This is a genomic window from Shewanella frigidimarina, assembly GCF_003797125.1.
GTDB lineage: Bacteria > Pseudomonadota > Gammaproteobacteria > Enterobacterales > Shewanellaceae > Shewanella > Shewanella frigidimarina.
This window is the reverse complement of the sequence record NZ_RKKE01000001.1, coordinates 176,275-200,649: the sequence shown is the minus strand read 5'-3', so window position 1 is coordinate 200,649 and position 24,375 is coordinate 176,275. Positions and strand designations below refer to the sequence as shown.

21 protein-coding genes are annotated in these 24,375 nt (G+C 37.6%); all 21 read left to right on the top strand.

The genetic code is table 11. The features are described 5' to 3' along the window. The first annotated feature begins 115 nt into the window (after positions 1-115). Complete coding sequence (locus tag EGC86_RS00830; RefSeq protein ID WP_123776347.1) at positions 116-1,219, top strand: hypothetical protein; 1,104 nt, start codon at positions 116-118, stop codon at positions 1,217-1,219. Between the two features lie 128 nt (positions 1,220-1,347). After that, positions 1,348-1,881, top strand: coding sequence for a glutathione peroxidase (locus EGC86_RS00825; RefSeq protein WP_123776346.1), 534 nt, complete (start codon positions 1,348-1,350; stop codon positions 1,879-1,881). 253 nt (positions 1,882-2,134) lie between these two features. Beyond that, a complete protein-coding gene (gene hemH / locus EGC86_RS00820) occupies positions 2,135-3,148 on the top strand; it encodes a ferrochelatase (protein WP_011638300.1) in 1,014 nt (337 codons plus the stop codon). Positions 3,149-3,402: 254 nt separating this feature from the next. Next, on the top strand, positions 3,403-3,732 hold the full coding sequence (yciH, locus tag EGC86_RS00815) for a stress response translation initiation inhibitor YciH (protein WP_102036447.1): 330 nt from the start codon (positions 3,403-3,405) through the stop codon (positions 3,730-3,732). 33 nt (positions 3,733-3,765) lie between these two features. Then, complete coding sequence (locus EGC86_RS00810; protein ID WP_123776345.1) at positions 3,766-4,326, top strand: YqgE/AlgH family protein; 561 nt, start codon at positions 3,766-3,768, stop codon at positions 4,324-4,326. 179 nt (positions 4,327-4,505) lie between these two features. Next, positions 4,506-4,925, top strand: coding sequence for a Holliday junction resolvase RuvX (gene ruvX, locus EGC86_RS00805; protein ID WP_102036446.1), 420 nt, complete (start codon positions 4,506-4,508; stop codon positions 4,923-4,925). Positions 4,926-5,827: 902 nt separating this feature from the next. Beyond that, positions 5,828-6,688, top strand: a complete 861-nt coding sequence (locus EGC86_RS00800) for an HAD-IIB family hydrolase (protein WP_011638296.1) — start codon at positions 5,828-5,830, stop codon at positions 6,686-6,688. Between the two features lies 1 nt (position 6,689). Further along, complete coding sequence (locus tag EGC86_RS00795; protein WP_011638295.1) at positions 6,690-7,910, top strand: glycosyltransferase family protein; 1,221 nt, start codon at positions 6,690-6,692, stop codon at positions 7,908-7,910. Between the two features lie 26 nt (positions 7,911-7,936). Beyond that, a complete protein-coding gene (locus EGC86_RS00790; protein ID WP_123776344.1) occupies positions 7,937-9,682 on the top strand; it encodes a sugar phosphorylase in 1,746 nt (581 codons plus the stop codon). 317 nt (positions 9,683-9,999) lie between these two features. Continuing rightward, entirely contained in the window at positions 10,000-10,557 is a 558-nt protein-coding gene (locus tag EGC86_RS00785) for a DUF4136 domain-containing protein (protein ID WP_123776343.1), read from the top strand. A 589-nt stretch (positions 10,558-11,146) separates the two neighbouring features. Continuing rightward, entirely contained in the window at positions 11,147-11,659 is a 513-nt protein-coding gene (gene rfaH / locus EGC86_RS00780; RefSeq protein WP_011638292.1) for a transcription/translation regulatory transformer protein RfaH, read from the top strand. A gap of 443 nt (positions 11,660-12,102) precedes the next feature. After that, positions 12,103-14,835: an SLBB domain-containing protein gene (locus EGC86_RS00775; RefSeq protein ID WP_123776342.1), complete on the top strand. Its 2,733-nt coding sequence runs from the start codon at positions 12,103-12,105 to the stop codon at positions 14,833-14,835. Between the two features lie 158 nt (positions 14,836-14,993). Continuing rightward, entirely contained in the window at positions 14,994-15,371 is a 378-nt protein-coding gene (locus EGC86_RS00770; RefSeq protein WP_123776341.1) for a four helix bundle protein, read from the top strand. Positions 15,372-15,560: 189 nt separating this feature from the next. Beyond that, positions 15,561-16,487: a Wzz/FepE/Etk N-terminal domain-containing protein gene (locus EGC86_RS00765; RefSeq protein WP_245423081.1), complete on the top strand. Its 927-nt coding sequence runs from the start codon at positions 15,561-15,563 to the stop codon at positions 16,485-16,487. A gap of 55 nt (positions 16,488-16,542) precedes the next feature. Then, positions 16,543-17,349, top strand: a complete 807-nt coding sequence (locus tag EGC86_RS00760; protein ID WP_165872317.1) for a GNAT family N-acetyltransferase — start codon at positions 16,543-16,545, stop codon at positions 17,347-17,349. Between the two features lies 1 nt (position 17,350). Then, positions 17,351-18,436 (top strand): DegT/DnrJ/EryC1/StrS family aminotransferase, encoded by a 1,086-nt coding sequence (locus EGC86_RS00755; protein WP_123776338.1) that lies wholly within the window; start codon positions 17,351-17,353, stop codon positions 18,434-18,436. Positions 18,437-18,444: 8 nt separating this feature from the next. Then, entirely contained in the window at positions 18,445-19,581 is a 1,137-nt protein-coding gene (locus tag EGC86_RS00750; protein ID WP_123776337.1) for a DegT/DnrJ/EryC1/StrS family aminotransferase, read from the top strand. 1 nt (position 19,582) lies between these two features. After that, positions 19,583-20,941 carry an MATE family efflux transporter gene (locus EGC86_RS00745; protein ID WP_123776336.1) on the top strand — a complete coding sequence of 453 codons (1,359 nt, stop codon included), beginning with the start codon at positions 19,583-19,585 and terminating at the stop codon, positions 20,939-20,941. Between the two features lie 34 nt (positions 20,942-20,975). After that, positions 20,976-21,986 (top strand): polysaccharide biosynthesis protein, encoded by a 1,011-nt coding sequence (locus EGC86_RS00740; RefSeq protein ID WP_123776335.1) that lies wholly within the window; start codon positions 20,976-20,978, stop codon positions 21,984-21,986. 26 nt (positions 21,987-22,012) lie between these two features. Continuing rightward, positions 22,013-23,197, top strand: a complete 1,185-nt coding sequence (locus EGC86_RS00735; protein ID WP_123776334.1) for a glycosyltransferase family 2 protein — start codon at positions 22,013-22,015, stop codon at positions 23,195-23,197. Between the two features lie 45 nt (positions 23,198-23,242). Then, on the top strand, positions 23,243-24,352 hold the full coding sequence (locus EGC86_RS21200; RefSeq protein ID WP_165872316.1) for an EpsG family protein: 1,110 nt from the start codon (positions 23,243-23,245) through the stop codon (positions 24,350-24,352). Positions 24,353-24,375: the final 23 nt, after the last annotated feature.

Sequence of the window (24,375 nt, the reverse complement as noted above, 5' to 3'; positions counted from 1 at the left end):
TGTTGTAGAGAATGCGATGACTCGGGTACATTAAAACATTTATCTAGTAACTAAAAATATTATATGTTACTCATTTTTATCACGCTTTATAACATTGTTATTTCAAGGATGTTTCATGCAGTTATGGCAAAAATTCACCGTCTTATCTTCGCTAATCTTGTTCCCATTCGCGGCCTCAGCAGTACCAGTCACAGATGAAGTCGATATCGGCGGTGCAGTACGCGTAAACTACGGTTGGAAAGATTACGACAACAACTCCAAACTTGAGTTTGAACTGTTCCGTGCTGACGTTAACTATAAGAGCAAAGATGGCCTATTTGCCTCAGCTCAGTATCGTTGGTATGAAAACATGGACGTAGTTCATCATGCCTACATGGGTTATCAATTTGATGAAGCCCAATCAGTGCAAGTGGGTGTAACCCAAGTGCCATTTGGTTTATTGCCTTATGCAGCCCATTCATTTTGGTTCGGCGCAACTTATTATCTTGGCTTTGAAGATGATTATGATGCTGGTATCCATTACAAAAATGAACAAGATGGTTGGCGTTACGATTTAGCTTATTTTGTTAATGACGAAATTGGCGACGGTTCTAATTATGATCGTTACTCATTTGATGCGGCCACAACAGCCGATTCACCATATGAAGAGGCAGGACAAATCAACGCTCGAGTTGAGCGAGAATTTACTTCTGGTGAAGTCACTCATAAGTTAGGTGGTTCATTACAATACAGCCAATTAGATTTTATGGCTGATGCAGCTACTGTAGTGGGTGAAGACACCAATGGTCTTGCCGCTGCAGCGCATTGGCAACTTGACTGGAAAAAATGGCAATTACAATTACAATATATTCATTATGACTATGGTATAGACAACAGTGAACGTATTGCGCTAAGTGCATTTCAATATCCATTTGAAATTGCTGCTGAAGCCGATGTTGCTACCGTTAACATTGCTAAATCGGTTGACGTTGATTGGGGACCAATCACTAATTTGAATTTTTACAACGATTACAGCCAAGTGATGGCATCGGGTCAAGGTCTTGATGATTCTATCCAGAATGTGACTGGTGTAGCCATCACTGCAGGTAAATTTTATTCTTATGTAGATTGGATTGCCGGTAAAAATATGTGGTTTGTTGATGGTGCAGGCGTTGGTATCAATAACGGTGATACATCATGGCATTCACGTTTGAACATCAATATCGGTTTTTACTTCTAATCACTTTTGATCTGAATAAAGCAGTACTACGTACAGTCCTGTGATACCTAATTAGGCATCGATAAATTCGTTTATCGGTGCCTATTTTTATCTATTCTTATAAACTTTGAGTAAAGGACAAATTAACAATGATTAAATACCTAACGGCAATTGGCTTAATGGCATTAAGTTTTAGTACTGTTGCTGCAAATTGTCCTGATTATCTCAATGTTGAAGCTCGTAAATTACACTCAACAGAAAACGTAAATTTATGCGAACTCACCCAAGGCAAAGCAGTATTAATCGTTAATACCGCATCGCACTGTGGTTTTACGCCTCAATTCGAAGCTCTTGAAGCATTACACAAACAATATGCCGATAAAGGTTTAGTGGTGATTGGCTTTCCGTCAGATGATTTTTTCCAAGAAGAAAAAGACGAAGCAAAAACTGCCGATGTTTGTTTTATTAATTATGGTGTTACATTTACCATGGTGGCAACATCACCTGTTAGAGGCGATGAAGCTAACTCCGTATTTAAATACTTGGGCGATAAAAGTGCCGCACCTAAATGGAATTTCTATAAGTATGTTGTTTCGCCTGACGGTCAAACCGTGCAGCAATTTAGTTCGCGTGTGAAACCCGATAGCGAAGAATTGAAAAATGCGATTGAATCAGTTTTGTAATCGTTAGTTAAGTTGAGTTATTTAACCTAGCGACTAAATACAGCTACTAATAAGTAAAGTGACTTAATAGAAACACCCAAATGAGTTAGCTAGCGTAAATAAATATTTGCCGAGTACCGGGTAATTTGATGATAAAATCGATACCTAGCGCTCTTTTTGTTTTAAATGAATGCGATACAATTTTAACTTACGCTCACGCGTTACTCAAAGTGAGCTGTATTTGTAAATCCATACCAATAACGGAGAAGATACTTTGGCTAGATTTTCAGGGCTAGATAAAGACACCGGCCATAAAGCTCGTGGCAAAACCGGTGTATTACTATTGAATCTAGGTACACCAGATGCACCAACTGCATCAGCTGTTCGCATCTATTTAGCTGAATTTTTGGCTGATCCTAGAGTAGTCGAAATTCCAAAACTGATATGGATGATTATTCTTCACGGCATTATTTTGCGTATTCGACCTGCTAAATCGGCTGCCTTATATCAACAAGTCTGGACCGAAGAGGGTTCACCTTTACTGGCTATCAGCCAACATCAACAAGCCAAACTAGCCAAACATCTACAAGCCCAAGGGTACGATGCAAGTGTACATTTAGCGATGCGTTATGGTTCTCCATCAACGTCGAGCACTTTACAAGCTATGCACAAACAAGGTGTCGATAACTTAGTCGTTTTGCCTTTGTACCCACAATATGCAGCTCCAACAACCGGTTCTGCGTTTGATGCATTGGCCAAAGAGCTAATGAAATGGCGTTATATTCCTGCTCTGCATTTCATCAATACCTATCATGACAACGTCGATTTTATAGACGCGCTTGCTGCATCTATTCAAAAAGATTTTGATCTACACGGTAAACCACAAAAACTAGTGATGTCTTTTCATGGTATGCCAGAGCGTAACCTGCATTTAGGCGATCCTTATTACTGCTTCTGCATGAAAACAACTCGATTAGTGGTAGAAAAGTTAGGCTTTAGTGAAGATGATTATGTAGCCACATTCCAATCTCGTTTTGGCAAGGCTAAATGGTTACAACCTTATACCGATGCAACAATTGGTAGCCTACCGGCTAAAGGTATTACTGACATTGCCGTAATTTGCCCAGCATTTAGCGCCGATTGTCTAGAAACCTTAGAAGAAATAAAAGGTGAAAATCGTCATGTATTTGAAAATGCAGGCGGAAAGAACTTCAGATATATCGAATGCCTAAATGACAACGACGACCACATCAATATGATGGCAAATCTTGTTAAACCTTTTCTATAATTATAGGGCGTGACTCCGTCACTGCTAGGGCGCTTCGCTTCTAGGACGGACTGCGTCCTGCTAGGGACAGCTTCGCTGCTAAGATCCTAGGCCGCAACGCGGCTGGTCTGTTGATTTTATAGAATCTAGCCGCGTAGCGTCCTAGCAGCGCAGCGCTCTAGGCTGTTGCGTACCCAGGCTTTTAGCTTTATATCCTCGCCTCTGCTTTTATGATTTGTTAAACTTAAACAATGTTTTATTGCTAAAGAAATAATATGAGAATAGATCCCAATATCGCATTAGTTTATAGCACTGATAAAGGTCGCATTGATCAGCCTAAGCCGCAAGTTGAAGTACCAACTGGCGACGGTATAGTGCGGATTCATAAAGACAGTAAAGGTCGTAAAGGTAAGGGCGTAAGTGTGATCAAAGGGCTAGAGTTAGATGAAAAAGCCTTAAAAGACCTAGCGCAAAAATTGAAGAAACAATGTGGCTGTGGTGGTACAGTGAAAGACTTCTGCATTGAAGTACAAACTGACAATCGCGAACAAATAAAATCCATATTAGAAAAGTTGAATTTCACTGTGAAATTAGCGGGTGGATAATACAAAACGCTAAAACACTATTGGGGATAGCATATGGATAGCTTAAAAGACCACTTTTTAATTGCGATGCCATCATTAGATGACACATTTTTCGAGCGCTCGGTGATATACATTTGTGAGCATGATCAAAAAGGTGCCATGGGACTAATGGTTAATCGTCCAATCGGTGTAGAGGTTGAAGATCTGCTTGAGCAAATGGAACTCTATTTATCGCCAGAGTTTGTATTCTCCCTCGACAGTCAAGTGCTCATTGGCGGCCCAGTGGCACCCGAACGTGGTTTTGTGTTACATACGCCTCAACAACATTGGGTCAACAGTACCGAAATTAGCGAAGATATTATGCTAACGTCTTCTCGAGATATATTAGCCTCAATTGGTTCTGACAAATCGCCTGAAAATTTCGTGGTTGCACTAGGTTATTCCGGCTGGAGTAAAGATCAGCTTGAACAAGAAATTGCCGACAACACCTGGTTAACAATCAAAGCCACACCAGAGTTACTATTTAATGTTGAACCCGAACAAATGTGGCTCATGGCTACCCAACAGCTCGGTTTTGATATTTGGCAAATGTCTAGCCAAGTCGGACATGCTTAAAATAGGTCGCTACGCTGTTAAGATTCTAGGCCGCTATGCGGATAGTGCGCTGCGCTTCTAGGGCGGACTGTGTCCTGCTAGGGACAGCTTCGCTGCTAAGATTTTATAGTATCTAGCCGCGAAGCGCTCTAGGCTGTTGCTTTTAAAGCGTCCTCTAAAAATTAAACCAAGAGATATACATGCAACCACAAACCGTTTTAGGGTTCGACTACGGCACCAAAAGTATTGGTGTCGCTATAGGTCAAGCCATTACAGCTAGCGCCACACCTTTATTATCAATTAAAGCGGTTGATGGGATCCCTAATTGGGATGATATCGATAAATTATTAAAAGAATGGCAACCAGATCTCGTTGTTGTCGGCTTACCGTTAAACATGGACGGCACCGAGCAAGAGATGACTCAACGAGCTCGAAAATTCGCTAATCGAATTAATGGTCGTTTTGGCGTTAAAATTGCCACCCAAGACGAACGTTTAACCACTGCAGATGCTAAAGCCCGTTTATTCGAATTAGGTGGTTTTAAAGCGTTAACCAAAGGTCAAGTTGATGCTGTGTCAGCTGTGTTAATTATCGAAAGCTATTTTGAAAACCAGTATTAATCTAGAGCCTAAGTGCTAGGTCGCTACGCGGCTAGAGCGCTGCGCTTCTAGGAACAGCTTCGCTGCTAAGATTTAGTCACCAGATTCCAGTACCGTTCGAGTTACTAGGTCTTTTAGCTTTTATAGCATCTAGCAGCGTAGCGCTCTAGTGATCTAGATTCTAAGTACTAGGCCGCTACGCGGATAGTGCGCTTCGCTTCTAAGGACAGCTTCGCTGTTAAGATTTTATAGAATCTAGCAGCGTAGCGTTCTAGCATCTAGGCTCTATCGCTTTTTATCGCTTTTTATCGCTTTTCATCGCCCTCCATCTCTTTCTATCGCTCGTTACCACTCTTTACCGCTTGCTATCCTCTTTTCTGCCTCAAAATGGTGCAATTTTTATTCATTGTCGCGCATGTCCTTTGATCCTATTCAATATACTTTTTACTTCATCGTTTTTGTTATGAAAATAAAGCCAACTATATCAATGGTTAAAGTCTTTTTGTGCCATTAAGGTGCAACGTTATTACGTTTGGCACATATCCTGAATCTACCTAATCAGTTAATAGCGTTACAGCGATAGCGAAATAGCGATAACGGGTGATAACAAGCGAACGGTGCACTTACAAATAGAATGATGAAAGAAGGTAACAAGCAAACGTTCACTTACTAATAGGGCAATAAATAATCGATAACAAACGGATGGTGTGGAAACTGCTGAACGTTGGCTTTCAGCTTTTATAAAATCTAGCCGCGCAGCGAATTAGCTTCTAGGCTTTACGCTTGTCACCGTTCTTTATAGCTTGGCACCGCTTGTTATCGTTCGTCACCGCTAGTTACCGCTAGTTACCGCTAGCTATCGCTTTGTGTCGCTTGATACTGTTCTTGATAGTCAGCATTCAATGATTGAAAAGGGATACGATATGACAACACGACCACTTATCTTTACCGACATCGATGGCACTTTGCTTGACCATTTTGACTATAGCTTTAGTGATGCAATCGAAGTGATTGAAGCATTGAATGAACGCCATATTCCTATTATCGCTAATACCAGTAAAACCTTTGCTGAAATGGAGAAGCTACAACAAACTATCGGTTTTAACTCACCATTTATATCTGAAAATGGCGCAGTTGTTTATATCCCAATTGGCTACTTTGACCAACAGCCAGAGGGGACGTTTACCGAAGGATATTATTGGGTAAAAGAGTTTTGTCAGCCGCGGCAATACTGGCTTGAATTATTAAACCAACATGCACAAGCATTTAACGATGACTTTATTGGTTTTTCATCTTTATCGGTTGAAGCGTTATGTGAGCTCACCGATTTGTCGCCAGATAATGCCAAGCTAGCTTTGATTAGGCATTATGCAGAGCCAGTACTTTGGCAAGGCAATGAAGCCAATAAACAAGCCTTTATTGAGTTGATGACACGCGTTGGTGCAAATACCCTGCAGGGTGGACGTTTTCTACATGTTGGTGGAGATAGTGATAAAGGCAAGGCAATGAATTGGTTAGCCGATGTCTATTCCAAGCAATATATCGCTCCAGTGACCACTATTGCACTCGGTGACAGTGGTAATGACAATGCCATGCTCGAAGCAGCAGACCTTGCAATACAAATTAAGTCACCTGTTCACCCATTTCCCATATTAACACCACAAAAACAAAGCATTAAAAGCAATGAATGCGGCCCTAAAGGTTGGGCTGAATGCATTAAGAAAACTCTATTGTCTTCATCGGCTGAATCGCAGCTAAACCAACTACCATTTGGAGGGGCGTAACATGGCCGACTTTTATCAAAATGGCATTGTCACCACAATGCATAATCTAACCCGACGTAGCCATGAAGAGCTTGAGCAAGATTTAATTAAGTTTTCAAAAACGCGCCCGTTAGGATTAATTTTGCCATCTCTGTATTCAGAGCTAGAAGGCACCGCACTTAAAGATATTGTGAGTAAATTAAAACAGGTGCCGTATTTATCAGAAATTGTGATTGGATTAGATAGAGCCGATCTGCAACAGTACAAACACGCGCTAAGCTTTTTTGGTGAGTTACCGCAGCATCATCGAATATTATGGAATGACGGGCCACGCTTACAAGCGCTGGATGCAAAACTGCAAGCGTTAGGCTTAGCGCCCAAAGAGCTGGGAAAAGGGCGAAATGTCTGGTATTGCATGGGTTATGTTTTGGCTTCGGGTAAAACAGAATCGGTTGCACTGCATGATTGTGACATCGTGACCTATGAAAAATCATTACTCGCTAGACTGCTTTATCCGGTCGCTAACCCGCAGTTTAACTATGAATTCAGTAAAGGTTATTATGCACGTATTTCTAATGGACAAATTAATGGTCGAGTGTCACGTCTATTAGTCACACCGTTGATTAAAGCACTTAAAAAAGTGGTCGGTTACAACGAATATTTAGAATATATGGACAGTTTTCGTTATCCATTAGCGGGTGAGTTTTCATTTAGACGAGACGTGCTCAACGACCTACGTATTCCAAGTGACTGGGGCTTAGAAATTGGTGTGCTGTCAGAAATGCAGCGTAACTATGCCCATAATCGTATTTGTCAGGTTGATATCGCCGATAATTACGATCATAAACATCAAGATTTATCATTGGATAATGAAGACGCGGGTTTGTCTAAAATGTCGATTGATATCACTAAAGCCTTTTTCCGAAAGTTAGCCACTCAAGGACATACTTTTAGCACTGAATCGTTCCGAACCCTTAAGGCAACGTATTACCGTGTCGCCCTCGATTATGTCGAAACATACCATAATGATGCATTAATGAATGGCTTAACCACCGACATACATTTAGAAGAAAAAGCGGTTGAAATGTTTGCCCAAAATATTGTCACAGCAGGGCAACGCTTTTTAGATAATCCAATGGAAACCCCGTTTATGCCAACATGGAGCCGAGTCGTGAGTGCCATGCCAGACGTGCTCGAGCAGCTTAAAGCTGCTGTTGAAGCCGATAATGCTGAGTTTAGCTAACATCAAAATCGACCAGAGGACACCCTATGTCAGTAATGGATGGATTACAGCAAAAGCTGCAGCAACAACTTAGTTGTATTTACAACGATGTCGACATTGACATAAGTGTGCCAGCATTGGCTGCACAGCTCATCGATATAATGCGTATCACCGAGTATTGCCAAGTGCCCGAACCCTTTGTAAATCATTGGTCTGAAAAAGACATCATTATGATCACTTATGGCGACAGTGTGATCCAACAAGGTGAGCGGCCACTCACCACGCTGGCTCAATTTATCGACAGCTATTTAAGTTGCATCAATGCTGTGCATATTTTACCGTTTTTCCCTTACAGTTCTGACGATGGTTTCTCGGTTATCGACTATTCAAGTGTTAACGAAGGCCTTGGGTCGTGGGCAGATATCAGTGCTATTGCCAGTAAGCGGCGATTGATGTCAGATTTAGTGATCAATCATTGCTCTAGTCGGAGCTTATGGTTTGAGAACTTTTGCAAAGGTGAGGGCGTGGGCCATGACTACTTTTTTACTGCCGAGCCAGATGATGACTTAAGTGCGGTGGTTCGGCCAAGAACGTCAACATTATTAAGACCAACAGAGACACCGAGCGGCACTCAACATGTGTGGTGTACCTTTAGTCATGATCAAGTTGATTTTGATTTTCGTAATCCACAAGTATTAATCGAGTTTGTACGTATCATTCGTCAGTATTTAGATGCGGGTGTGAGTATTTTTCGCCTCGATGCAGTAGCCTTTTTATGGAAAATAGTCGGTAATAAATCAATTAACTTACCGCAAACCCATGAAGTTATCCGTCTATTACGGACATTAATTGAACACGCTCAGCAAGACGTCATCATCATTACCGAAACCAACATTCCTAACACCCAAAACTTAACTTATTTTGGTAATGCTAACGAAGCACATTGTATTTATAACTTCTCATTGCCGCCTTTACTGATCAACAGTCTTATTACCGGCAGTTGCTTATACTTAAAGCGTTGGCTTATGAGTATGCCGCCCGCACAAGACGGCACCACCTACTTTAATTTTATAGCTTCTCACGATGGTATTGGTTTACGCCCGGCAGAAGGCTTACTTGAAGAAGATGAGATTGATACTCTGGTCGACACAATGAAGCAGTTCGGTGGCCAAATATCATCCAGAACCACAGAAGATGGCCTGCAAAAACCTTATGAAATGAACATTGCCCTGTTTGATGCCTTACAAGGCACCACTAAAGGTAAAGACCAGTGGGGGATGCAACGTTTTGTGTGCGCTCATACCATTATGTTTGCGCTCGAAGGTATTCCTGGAATTTATATCCATAGTTTATTGGGAACCCGCAACGACTATCAAAAGCTGGCCAATACTTCACATAATCGCGCCATTAACCGCCATCGTTGGGATCTCAATCAATTAACGGAACAACTAAATGATGCCAACAGCGATCATAGCCAAGTGCTAACCGAGCTGACCAATTTAATCAATATCCGAACGCAGCAAATTGCATTTCATCCCAATGCTACACAATTCACCTTACATCTAGGGTTACAGTTATTTGGTTTTTGGCGTCAAAGTCGTAATCGTAAACAAAGTATATTTTGTATCAGCAACGTATCAGACCAAATCACCGATCTTCGCATTAATGAACTTAATCTTATTATTGCAGAACACTGGGTAGACCTATTGAGTGGACAACCAATAGAAGACATCACCCAAACCATGCAACTGCAACCCTACCAAACCGTGTGGATTAGTAATGTACGTATCTAGGGCGGACTATGTCCGCTAGGCCGCTACGCGGATAGTGCGCTTCGCTTCTAGGGACCGCTTTGCGGCTAAGATGTTATAGCATCTAGCCGGCAACGTCCTAGCAGCTCGCAGGTTCGCCAGAGGACGGACTACGTCCTGCTAGAACAGCTTCGCAGCTAAGATTGACTCGCTGCGCGACTAGGCTGTTGATTTTATAGCATCTAGCCGCGAAGCGTCCTAGAGTCTAGCGTTCTTTATTTTATAAAACCTTGTTAACTTGACAACGCCTTTGCTCTCTATAAGCTAATAAACATTAACGTCTTGTTTTTGGAGCCTGTATGAAAACCCTAATTATCGCTGCGGCAGTGTTAGCATTGAGCGCATGTAGTACCTTGAAATCTACTTCAGACTTCGACCCATCGGTATCATTTGATCAATATAAAACCTATTCATGGATAGAGAAAAAAAATGACGATGCGGGCTATCATTTAGACGGACTGATGGATCAACGCGTCCGTGCTGCTATCGAAACTCAATTAAGTCAAAAAGGTATCAGCAAAGCCGACAAACAAAATGCAGATTTATTAGTTAACTACATCACTAAAGTCGATAAAAAAATCAATATCGATACCTTTAACAGTCACTACGGTTATAACCCATATTACGGCCCTCGTTGGGGATTAGGCGGCAGTCTTCATAGTGAAACCACCGTGCGTGAATACGATGTTGGTACATTAATGGTCGACTTAGTTGATAACAAAACGGGTAAGTTAATTTGGCGTGGTACTGTTGCTGATACCGTACGTGAACAAAGTACCCCAGAAGAGCGAATTAGCATTATTAATCAAGCAATTGGCACAGTAATGATGAATTATCCGCCCAAACCATATAAGTAAACTTTAAGGCAACATAAAGTGTCTAATAAAAGCCTCGTTTATCGAGGCTTTGTTTTATGTAGGCTAGAAATACCTATATCGCCTCAAATTGACCTTTATGACTAACATTTATCAATAATTTATCGATGGAGTCATTAATTGAAATATCGATAAAGTCAGATTGTGATTGTCGTAAATGGAAGTGAAATAACTGATATAAAAGATCGTCAATATGTTGTTTAATCTGTTGAGATTTTCAGGATATTGACGCATGTTGAGACAGTACTTTTACCATCTTTAACAGCTAACGTAGCAGATTGGCATTACTAAGAACTTTTTATTATACATAAAGTAAGATTAACGGAGTTCCGTGCGATAAAGGTGTTAAGTAAATGTCGAACGATAAATCAATTAGTTACTTCTGAATGTAGATAATAAATGATGGTGTGATTGCTTAATATAAAACCAGATGATGACTTAAACGCTGTATTTATAGGCACTAAGGCCTAAAAACTCATTCAAAAAGCTAAGTAATTTTGTTAATATCCCAAGCCGTGAATCGGATGTCACTTGCTCAAGCTGATGAGCAAATTTAAACAAGCGAGTAATAATGAAATCTTGGTATTTACTGTATTGCAAACCACGTCATGAAGTACGTGCACAGCAAAATTTGGCTTTACAAGAAGTCGAGAGTTATTTACCTATGATCACCCAACAAAAAATGGTCCGCAATAAACCACAAATGGTTACGGCACCACTTTTCCCTAGCTACCTGTTTATCTATTTTGATCCTCTCATCACCAGCGTCAGCAAAATCCACAATACACGTGGTGCGAATCGTATTGTTGGCTGCCGAGAAGATATGACTCCCATTGACGACAGAATTATTTCAGCGCTAAAAAGACGTGTTCAAGGTTATGTCCCAGAAGAGGTAAAACCGTTGGGCAAAGGCGATAAAGTCAAATTTGTCGACGGACCGTTTAAAGACCTTGAAGCAATATTCGACGAGAATAATCCTGATAAGCGTTGCCATGTGTTATTTAACATCATGGGACAACAAAAACGGATTTTAGTCGAGTTGACGAATTTACAAGCTGTACCAAATAATGACCAAACAACATAAATAGCTAATATGACTAAATAACTAAGCTGTCAGATAATAGCGATAGTCTTTGTAGGATATTGTCCATTTATAAAATGAATGAAGCTGACTTAAAAGGCTATTTCTGACTGTAAAGGTTGAATATTGAACGTTTAAATGGATTTTTTGCTATTTTGCAACAATTTTGAAACGTTCTGAGGGTTTTACTCAAGCATCTAAGCTGATTTTTGAGTATAATTCCGCGCTTGATTAGCGGTTGTTATGGCTCACAGCCAATAAAAAATTAAAGATTCGCGTAGCGAAGGGCATATTGGAAGCCGTAATCCATGGGCGGTAGCGTGTCTGAAATAGGGCGCTTCGCTTCTAGAACCTAAAACCTAGAAGGACGTAGTCCGCCCTCTGGCGAGCCTGCGAGTTCCTAGAATCTATAACCTTCTTATAAAAAATAATATTGGAGATATCTGGTGCTACATAAAACCAAAAACGTGTTACTAGCTGGCTTATCGGCCTTTATTATTTTTACCACACAAGCGCATGCCGTTACCCCAACACCGCAAATGATAGAGCAGTTTAAACAATTGCCTAAATCAGAACAGGAAAGAGTTGCGCGTCAGTATGGTTTAGACCCTTCAATGTTGTCAGGCAGTGCCAATAGCTCTGTTAGTGTAACAAACCCTACTGTGGTTGAACCTCGTCAAAATCATTCAAGTCAACAACCAGAATCAGAAAAAAAGAACGAGTATGACTTCAAACAAGACAGTGATAAAAATGAATTAAAACGTTTCGGTTACGAAATGTTTGCCGGCGAACCAACGACCTTCGCACCTGTGACGGATGTTCCTGTACCAAGTGATTATATGGTCGGTCCTGGTGATGTCATTAAAGTTCAGTTATACGGAAAAGAGAGTAACGAATACAGTTTAACTATTAATCGTGATGGCACAGTGCAAATTCCCGATTTAGGCCCTGTATCAGTCGCTGGTCTAAGCTTTTCAGATTTACGTCAAGAATTGTCTAAGCGCATTAAGCAGCAAATGATTGGTATTGAATCAAATATCACCATGGGTGAATTACGCTCTATTCGCATTTTTATCGCTGGTGATGCCTACAAACCAGGCTCATATACCGTATCAAGTTTATCAACCATTACTCAGGCGCTATTTGTTGCTGGTGGTGTAAACGAAATAGGTAGTCTTCGCAACGTACAAGTTAAGCGAAGCGGTAAACTAATAGGCTCATTTGATTTATACGATTTACTGCTCCGAGGCGATGCTTCTGGAGACATCAATCTTCGTTCTGGCGATGTAGTATTCATCCCATCAATCGGTGGTTTAGTCAGTGTTGCTGGTGAAGTGCAACGCCCCGCGATTTACGAGCTGAAAAAGAATGAAACCATTGCAGATGTTATCAATATGGCTGCTGGTATCAAACAAGGTGCTTATCCTAGAAATAGTAGTATCGAACGATATAATGCCAATGGTTTAAAAACCATTATCAATGTTGATTTAACCTCCGCAAATGGCAATAACACCTTAGCAAAAGCTGGAGATTATATCCGTGTTAAAAATGCTTCTAATCAATATGAAGATGCCATTACTATCGTTGGTGCAGTAGTTCGCCCAGGTAAATACCAGTGGAAGCAACAACGCATTAGCGATGTGTTACCTTCAATTTGGGGCGATTTATTATTATCTGCTGACTTAGACTATGGTTTAGTTGTTCGTGAAATCAACAAACATGGCGACATAGAAACATTACAGTTTGCGCCTGGTGAAGCGATTACATCACCTAATTCTATTCAAAATATTGCTTTGCAGCCTCGTGATAAAATAATGATATTTAACTTCAGTGACGATACTCAAAATCGTTTTGAACTGAATTCATTAGTTAAAAAGCGTGTCAGTAAAGTTGAATCATTAAAAGGTGACTCACTGCTGGATGCCGATCTGTTTAAAGCAGGGTTTGAAACCTTAGACAATACCGTAGCTAGCAAATATACCAACGAGATAGCGGGTGTAGCATTAAATGAGCAAGCATCAGAAGAGCAAACGTTGGTTAGCAGTGAAGTCGCTAAAATGCTATCGAATCTATTCGAAGACCGTGACTTAATCAAACTGAGTAACGTTATGTCACGTAAAGAACTACTTTACCCGATAGTGACTAAATTAACTCAGCAAGGTAATTCACAGCATGGCATTATGATTGTTGCTATTGCAGGTAAAATTCGTCATCCAGGTGTATACCCGTTAACAAACTCTGCCAAAGTAACCGACTTAGTTAAGGCTGCTGGTGGCTTGTTAGAAGGTGCTTATGTTGAACGTGCAGAACTGACTCGTACTCATACAACATCTACAATATCGGATATTATCCACAAACAAATTAATCTTTACGCGGCAATCAACGGTAATCAAGAAGACAATATTGAGCTAAAAGGTCGCGATATGGTCACTATTCTTACCACTCCAGAGTGGCAAGAAAGAAAAGTTATCGAAGTCAAAGGTGAAGTTAAATTCCCTGGTACTTATAACATCAGACGTGGTGAGACGTTATCAGATGTTATCGCTAGAGCGGGTGGATATACTGAGTATGCTTATCCCTCTGCGGCTGTATTTGTACGTGAATCAGTGCGAATGCAAGAGCAGATCGAAATTAAAAAGTTAGCAGACCAACTTCGCCGAGACATCGCCACTCGTGGAGTTTCAAAAGATGGCTTAAGTGTCAATTATTCTGATGCACAATTAATGCTAACCGATTTAGAAAACATAAAAGCGGTTGGCAGATTAGTTATTGATTTAAACGCGCTTAAATTGGGTATCAAAGAGGCTGATGTTCAACTTGAAGACAGCGACATACTGTACGTACCCACTATTAAGCAAACCGTTGCAGTTATGGGCGAGGTTCAACATCCTTCGACCCATAGATTTAAAGATGGTTTAACCTTAGACGATTATTTAGTCATGTCTGGTGGCCCTAGAGAGCGCGGTGATGAAGGTAGAGTTTATGTCATCAAGGCTGATGGTTCGGTGATGATGCCTACTCAAAGTATTTGGTTTAATACCGACTCACAAATTTCGGCCGGCGACACGGTTATTGTGCCGCTAGACACTGAGTACAAAGATAACTTAACCCTATGGTCGCAAGTAACACAAATTATATATAACACTGCTGTCGCATTTGCTGCTGTCTCAGGTATCTAAGAACTGGAGGTTCTAGAAACTCGCAGGCTCGCCAGAGGGCGGACTACGTCCTGCTAGGGCGCTACGCTTCTAGGGTTTTATAGCAGGCCGTAGGCCGCTCTAGCAGCGAAGCGCTCTAGATTCTAGATACAAGATACTCAACTTCAGAAGGAACTGATATGCGTTTCGAGCAATTGGATGTGTGGAAAAGAGCTTCTAGATTGTCTTGTGAAATTTATCGGTTGACTGAGTCAGTCAGTAACTGGGGCTTCAAAGATCAAATTACACGTTCAGGATTATCTGTTCCCTCAAACATCGCGGAGGGAGAGGAACGTGAAACCCTAAAAGAAAAGATAAGGTTTCTGTATTACGCAAAAGGGTCACTAGGTGAGCTTGTGACTCAGTTATATATCGGAGCAGAAATCGAATACCTTGATAAACAAATAGCTATGTCGATGGTAAAAGAAGCCAAAGAGTTAGCCAAAATATTAGGTGCACTTATCAAACAAAAACAAGCACAGATTAAAGAAGATAATGCCGATTACACAATAGATTAATTTAACTAAGCGGCATGCTTTCTGTTTTTTATAGAAGCGAAGCTGATATCTTTTGACCTTATAGCAGCGCAGCGAACTAGCCGCGAAGCGTCCTAGAAGCGTAGCGCTCTACTTTCAAGAAAAATAAGACATATGACTAAACAAAACCTACAAGCTACTTATGACGCAAACTTTGCATCATCACAACCAATGGGCAGCGTTGAAAACGACGAAATCGATTTGCGCGAGCTTTTTGCCGTTATTTGTCAAGGAAAATGGTTTATTATCGCCATCACTGCAGTGTTTGCTATCGGTGCTGTTATTTTTGCCATCAACCAGCCGAATATCTACAAATCAGAAGCGCTGTTGGCTCCAGCTGACTCTGAGAACGGTGGTGGCGGTTTAGCTGCACTTGCAGGACAGTTTGGTGGTTTAGCAAGCATGGCTGGCATCAACCTAGGTGGTGGCGGTGTTGATAAAACCCAAATGGCAATTGAGGTGATGAAGTCTCGTCAATTTACCAGTAACTTTATCCAAGATCATAATATTTTGCCTGACTTAATGGCGGCAAAAAAATGGAATATGGCTGATAACACAATTAGCTACGATGGTGAATTATATAATAAAGCTGACAAAACGTGGCTTCGTATTGTAGATGCACCGTTTAAGCCTGAACCATCAATGCAAGAAGCGTATAAAGTTTTCAGTAAAATTATTGCCGTTAATGCTGCAAAAGAAACTGGCATGGTAACCGTTTCTGTAGAACATCTTTCACCGGCCGTGGCTCATCAGTGGGTAAATTGGTTAGTACAAGACATTAATAAAGAAATGAAAGACCGCGATGTTGCAGAAGCGACTCGCAGCACAACTTTTTTAAAATCTCAAATTGAACAAACAAATATTGCGGATATTCGCTCAATTTTATATAAGTTAATTGAAGAGCAAGCGAAAATAATTATGTTTGCCGAAGTTCGTGATGAATATGTATTTAAAACTATCGATCCTTCCATCATTCCTGAAAATAAAACGAGCCCTAAACGTGGGACTATTTGTCTCTTAGGAACATTAATTGGACTGATGTTAGGACTTAGTGTTGTTGTAGCTAGGTTTGCATTTAAAAAAAAGATATTAATATAAATTAAATATCTAGATTTTTCAAAAAATTTAATTATTTATTAAGGTTTCTTTGACTGTGAATATTGTTGTAGACGATCGTATTAGCAATGATTTTAAAAATTTCGCTTGGAATATATTCTTTAAGAGTAAAGGGAGAGGGCTTACTTTTGAGCAGCATTTTCCTTGGATTCAATCTGGTACTTCATTTTGGACTGTAGAAGCTAGAGAAAACGAGAGATTGATAGGTGGTCTTATAGTCAGGGAGCTGGAAATTTGTTATGGATCCCGAGTAGAGTTAATAGGGTGTATTGGACTTGTATGTGTTGACTCACTCTACAGAGGAAAAGGAATTGCTAATCAATTATTCAAAACCTTAATTGAAACAGCTTCAATAAAAAAATATGGCGCCTTGACGCTATGGACTAACCAACACCATATATATGAAAGTAAAGGTTTTTTTGTGTCCGATGAATCGCTTAGCGGAACAGTGACAGCTCCAGAGAGTGTATGCCATTCATTGGGAACAGCTTTTATTTGTGAAAATCTTCCTAATCATATTGGCCTTCCTCCTTTCGCCATATCAGGACGTATATATAAAAGTAAGGAAGCCAATATCACTGTAATAAGAGATCATAATAGTTATATTGTCTCAGATTGGAGTGGTTCTGATAATAATGTTTGTAGTTTAATTAAGGATGTACTACCTGAGTCATTTAGGATTCATACTCAATATAAATGCTCTTTAGTTAAGTTCTTATCCACATTAGGATATTCAATTAATCTTTCTCCAGTGAATTTACAAATGTGGCTAAAATTAAAAAGTGATCTCGAGATAACATTGATAACCAAGAGTAGTAATTTCAATATATTGAATAGGATATGAAATGATTCCATTAGTAAAAGTTGGACTACCAAGTAAAGAAAATTTAATGCCGCAATTAGAAGACATTTTATACAGCGGCATGATTGGTGAGGGGGATGCGGTTTATGAGTTTGAAAAAAGATTTCAAAAAATGTTTGGTGTACCTAATAGTATTGCAATGAGCAGTGGTACTGCAGCTTTACATGCCTCCTTGATTCTATCGGGTGTAAAACCTGGGGATGAAGTTATTACTACTAGTATGACTGCAGAACCAACGAATATAGCTATTCTACAAGTCGGTGCTATACCTATTTTTGCTGACGTAGATATTTTATCTGGAAATCTAGAACCATCGTCTATAGAAGATAAAATTGGTAACAAAACTAAAGCTATTATAATTGTTCACTATGCAGGTATACCTTGCAAGTTAAAAGAAATATCTGACATAGCAAAACGACATAATATATCACTTATTGAAGATTGTGCGCATGCTTTGGGTGCAAGGTATGAAGAAAATGGAATCGGTTCAATTGGTGATTTTGGTATTTTTTCATTTCAAGCTATTAAACATATGACTACAGTAGATGGTGGGTTTTTATCATTCAGGGACAATAATAAATTACGAGATGCAAAGAAGTTTAGATGGTTTGGGATGGAGAAAGGTATATCAAGGACTGAAATTGATATAACGTCAATCGGTTATAAATATAACATGCATAATGTAGCTGCTACAATTGGCTTAGCGCAATTAAATGACATTGATAAAAGATTATCTAAACATATAGATAATGGTAATTACTTCGATAAAGAAATACCTTCCATTTCTGGTTTAACAGTGCCTGTTTTTGATAGCGTAGCTAAACCGAGTTACTGGTTATATACAATATTTTCAGAAGAATCTGAAAATATTGAAAAAATACTAAATGGAGTAGGTGTTCAAGCATCAAAATTACATAGGCCAAATCACCTTCATTCAATATTTAGACAATATTCATGCGATCTTCCTCAATTAGATAAATATTATAAAAGAATGATTCATATTCCATGCGGATGGTGGGTTGATTTAACTGCAAGAGAAATGATTGTTGATGCACTAAAAAAAGGATAGTTTAGGATATGGATAAATTATTCCCTCTTTTTAATGTTGTTTCAAATCAAAATATGCAGGATGTATTTTGTGAAGTACTCAAATCCGGAAAAATTGCATCGGGGTCATATGTCGAATTGTTCGAGTCAAATTTTGCTAATTTAATCGGACAACAATATGCACTATCAATCAACGATATGACTAATGCAATACATCTTGCTTTACGTTTAGCTGATGTAGAAGAAGATGATGAAGTTATTGCTACTCCATTTAGCTGTATGGCCAGCAACTCTCCAATTGCGTTATGTAAAGCGATTCCTGTATGGATCGATTTTAAACCTAATAGTGTTGAGATTGACCTTATTGCATTTGAATCAGCAATTTCAGAAAAAACTAAAGCGGCAATAATATATCATGTTGCAGGATACCCTACACCAATAGATAAAATTGCTCTCATATGTCAAAAATATGGAATTAAATTAATAGAAGATTGTAATAACGCATTATTATCGACAGTTAATGGGCGGTATGTTGGGGGGTTTGGTGATTTTTCTGTTTTTTCTTTTTATCCGAATAGACAAATTAACACTACCGAGGGTGGGATGTTGGTTTGTAAAAATGAGAGTGATTATATTCAGGGAAAAAAACTTCGACGCTTTGGTATAAATTCAATTACTTTTAGAAATTCTATAGGAGAGATTGATCCTAAATCTGATATTCCAGTTGCTAGTAGCTCTATGGCTATGAATAATATCTGTGCAGCATTAGGGAATATTCAAATTGATGAAGTAAAAGATAGAATGTTACTGACTCAACGAAATGCTGAATATTACAAAGAAAATTTTTTATATGATGATAAAATAAGAGTTGTACCTGTGATGGATGGCTCTGAGAGTGCTTATTGGACATTCTTAGTGCAAATAGATAACAGAGATAAAGTTATTGAATTAATGAAAAGTACCGGGATATCAGTTTCAAGTTTACATCAGCGTAATGATATCTATTCATGTTTTAAAAAAAAGGATGTATGTCATTTAGATAATATCGAAACTTTTCAAAACACAGTATTAGCTCTTCCATGTGGATGGTGGTTATCTCAACTTGATATAGAGTTTATTGCAAAAAAATTAAAAAGTGTTGTATTCAGTTTTAAAATAAGTAATTAAAATGATTTTTAAAAATAGTTTTGTTAATGTATTTTTTATCTTTGCAAGTAAAACTGGTGGGGTATTAGTTGGAGTTTATTTCCTTCCATTATTCAATAAGATTTTAGGTGAAAGTATATTTGGGATAGTAGCTGTAATATTATCATTGCAAGCTTTATTGATGATGCTAGATTTTGGCATGTCGACTCTAGTTGCTCGAGATACTGCAATTTGTTTAAAAAATAATCCATTAAAAATAGTCAATGAAGCAAGCTTAGTTATATCTATTTTTTATATTTTTATACTTTTTTTTGTGTTGATTTGGTGGTTTTTTTTTGATATAACTATTTCTTTTATATTAATTGTTAGTACTTTAATTATGTTTTGGATCCTTATTCTCCAAAATATATCATTTTCTGCACTTTTAGCTAAGCAACAATATAAAGCAGTAAGTATTATTCAGGTATTTGGTGTTTTATGGAAAGCTTTATTTACTTTATTCTTATTAAATGAAGTGTCAACGACATTAGATGTTTTCGTATTTGCTCAACTATTTGCAACTCTATTGAATTTCATATTTTTGAAAAAATATAGTGAAGGCTTATTTTCAAAAGAATATATTAACTCAAGAAAAGTAAATTTGGATATTTCATCATGTATAGTGTTGGCTAGAAGAGGGAAGCCTCTTATAATATTGAGTATAGCTGGAGCAGCTGTATTGCAATTAGATAAATCAATTGTAACTTTTTTTATGTCAGCAAAAGAGTTAGTGCCTTATTTTCTAGCTTCTTCATTTTGTATGTTACCTATTGCAGTACTTGCAGGGCCGATAAAATCATATTTTCAACCTAAAATAGTTAAATTTTATGGAGAGAATGATAATATTAGTCTTCAGGTTTGTTTGAAAAAATATGTTATTGCACTTGCAAGTACAGTTTTTTTTGTGACAGTGGTTGTCTGGTTATTAAATGATTTCATTATTAATTTATGGTTACGAGGCGCTGGAAATACTTCTGACGTAGTTGCATTAACCCGAATACTTCTTCCTGCAATATCTGTAGGGGCACTCGGGTTTATTCCGTATGTATTTCTTATTATTTCTGAAGATTATAAGTTTCAAGCTAATTTTTCATTAGCGTTAACTTTTATAACTTTAGTTCTTGTTACGTTGTTTGCATATTTTAATAATTTAATAATGATAGCGGTTGTATATTTTTTATATCATTTCATTTCAACTATAGGTCTATGGATAAGGTTATTTTACATTCCAAAAATGAAAAAAACTGCCATGGACTCAATTAAAGTATGTTTTTTAACCTTGCTTTTCAATTCAGCTTTAATGGCTGTACTTCTCACTTTATTTAATGTAGTGACGAAATAATTTTTTTAATTTTTATCTGATAAAGAGTAATAGTATGTTCAAGAATAAAACATTGTTGATTACTGGTGGTACAGGATCATTTGGTAATACAGTATTGAAGCGTTTTTTAAAAACAGATGTTAAACAAATAATCGTATTCAGTCGCGATGAAAAGAAGCAAGAAGATATGAGGATATCTTTATCAAATGATAAGTTAAAATTTGTCATTGGTGATACGCGAGATTATAGTAGTATTGTTCAGGCTATGGTTGGAGTGGATTATGTATTTCATGCTGCTGCCCTTAAGCAAGTTCCTTCTTGCGAGTTCTATCCTATGGAAGCGGTCAAAACTAATGTAATTGGTACCGAGAACACAATCAATGCTGCAATAGCAAATAAAGTGAAACGAGTGATTTTGCTTAGTACGGATAAAGCCGTATATCCAATTAATGCTATGGGTATTTCTAAAGCCATGGCTGAGAAAGTAGTTGTTGCTAAGTCAAGAATGATTCCTGAGGGAGGGCCTATTTTATGTTCTACTCGTTATGGAAACGTAATGGCTTCCAGGGGATCTGTAATACCATTGTTTTTTGAGAAAATTAAAGCGGGTTTGCCTTTAACAATTACAGATCCAAAAATGACAAGATTTCTAATGTCACTTGAGGATTCAGTTGATCTAGTATTGCATGCTTTTGAGCATGGAGAGCAAGGTGATATATTTGTTCAGAAAGCTCCAGCTTCTACGATACAGGATTTAGCGGAAGCCATAATGCAACTATGCAATAAAAAAACTAATACACAAATTATAGGTACTCGACATGGTGAAAAACTCTTTGAATCATTAGTATCACGAGAAGAGATGGTTAAAGCAGAGGACATGGGGAAATATTATCGTATACCAGCAGATAATCGTGACTTAAATTATGATAAGTATATCCTAGAAGGTGAAGTAGATATAAATAAAGTTGAAGATTACACTTCCCATAGTACAAATCGCTTGGACGTAGAGAGCATTAAGGAATTATTACTTACATTAAACTATGTTAAAAATGAGCTTAGAAAGTAACTTAAACTAATAGACTGTAGACAAAAATGCCACTTATTTCATTTATTATCCCAACACACAATCGTTTTGAATATGCTATAAAAACTATTAACTCATTGCTGTCAATTAATTCTGATATTGAAATTGTCATATCAGATACTAGTGATAATGATAAGCTCGTTAAGTTTTGTAGTTCACATATAAATAAAACACAATTAAAGTTAGTAAGACCTGGTCAAGGTATCTCCGTTGTAGACAATTTTAATTATGGTTTACAACATGCAACGGGTGAGTTTCTAGTTTTTATTGGAGATGATGACTTTGTTTGTAATAGTGTAATAGATGTAGCAAATTGGGCTCATGAAAATCTTGTTGAGTCTATTAGGTTTTCGTTTCCAGTGACATATTTTTGGCCCGATTTTAAACATCGTAATCAGGGTGATATTTTCTCCGGAACCTTGAGTTTTACTGAATATTCTGGGTCTGTTATATTACATGATACTAAGAAAGCACTCAATGAAGCTCTGAATGATTTTGGTCGCGGCGTATTGAACATGCCGCGTGCATATTCTGGAATGATATCTCGTCTTTTGGCTGAGCGAATAACAATTAAATACGGGAGTTTATTCGGTGGTGTAAGTCCTGATATTTATAGTTCTACTTTAATATCTTCTGAATCAATGAGTTCATATTTAATTGATTATCCAGTCGTAGTACCTGGAGCTTCAGGGGCAAGTACTTCTGGTTTGAGTGCAAAAGGTCAGCATACTGGAAAGTTAAGAGATAATCCTCATATTGGCGCTTTTCAAAATTTAGTTTGGGATAACAGGATTCCTGAGTTTTACAGTGTGCCAACTGTTTGGGCTTATTCTTTTTTAAAAGCGTTAGAAACAGTTGGTATTGACCCAAAAAGTATCAATTTCTCAATTTTATATTTGCGTTGTTTTCTATACTATCCACAATATAGAACTTTAACTTTTAATTGCTTTAATTCATGGCGGAGAGAACATGGTTTTTTAGTTTCATTTTTAGAGTTATCTAAATCATTTTTAAAAGAATTGTTTTGGGTGTTATCTATTGTTTTTAAAAGAGTTATCAAAAGAATTAGTAAAAGAGTTAATAAAGATAATGTATATTTAGATTTAGATGATGTGTTAGATGCAAAATATAAATGTGAAACAGTAATTAAAAGTCGCGGTATTTCAATAGATTTTAAAAACAAAGTAGATTGAATTATATAGTAGATTAATGTTGTTTTTCAGGTTTAAGGTGTAATTTTGATATATTTACTTTTATTATTTGGGGGGACAATTTATTTTTTTCTCGATGAAAAATACTTAAATTCGAAAAAGTTTTTAAGTGTTTTTTTTATATGGTTTCCTATTCTGTTTTTTTATTTTATATTTCCAGCAACTCAATATAATGTTGGTACGGATTATTTTACATATAGAAACTATTATGCCCAACCCGATTTAATTGAACTATACCGAATAAAAGGTGAGTTGGTTTTTTATTATATATATAGATTTATAGTGGAGAACCAACTAGGTGAACAATCAATTTTTTATTTCTGCACATTTTTTAATACTTGTTTACTATTTTTTACTATGTTTAAATTGAGGAAAGCTAATTTTAATATAGCAATAATTTTTTTTCTTTTCCTAACAATTACTGGTATATATCATAATCAAATGAATGGGTTAAGAGCATACATGGGAGTTATGTGTATTCCGTTGGCTTTTGTTTATTTAGCTGAAAACAAACTGATTAAAACTGCAGTTTTAATCATACTGGCAATATCGTCCCACTTTTCATCAGTTGTAAGTCTTCTTTTACTCCCTATGAAAATCCTAATACCATTATCCAATCGAAAGCTAGCTTTTTTATTTTTCTTACTTCCATTTATCTATGTATCTTTAATGCAATTAGTACCCTCATTTGTTAATTTGTTTTTTTTCCGCTATTCTCATTACCTTAATAGTGACTATGCAACAGGAATATCATTAATAAATCTTTTCTCCAAGTTATACTATTTGCCTTTATTTGTTTTTTTTTGGTTTGTTTACTTAAAAAGGAAACCGATAAGTATTTATTGTGAATCTTCTGTTTTTAGAAAATACTTCGATTTCTCTATTGTTGTTTGGGTTGTTACATATTGGTTCATCATACTTTCTTTGGAGTATGGTTTCTTTTTTAGATTGCAATCAGCATTTATATTTTTTTATATATTTCCAATTTATTATTTATATCAATATCTTATAGATAGTAAGTCTTGGCGGAGAGTTTCTTTTTTGTCTGTTTATATATTGGCTCCTTATGTGTTAAAAGTTACATATATGGCTAGCGGAGAATATAATTATTCAAATTATCTCTTTTATTCATTTTGATTGTATTTCAATAAAAGGTTTTT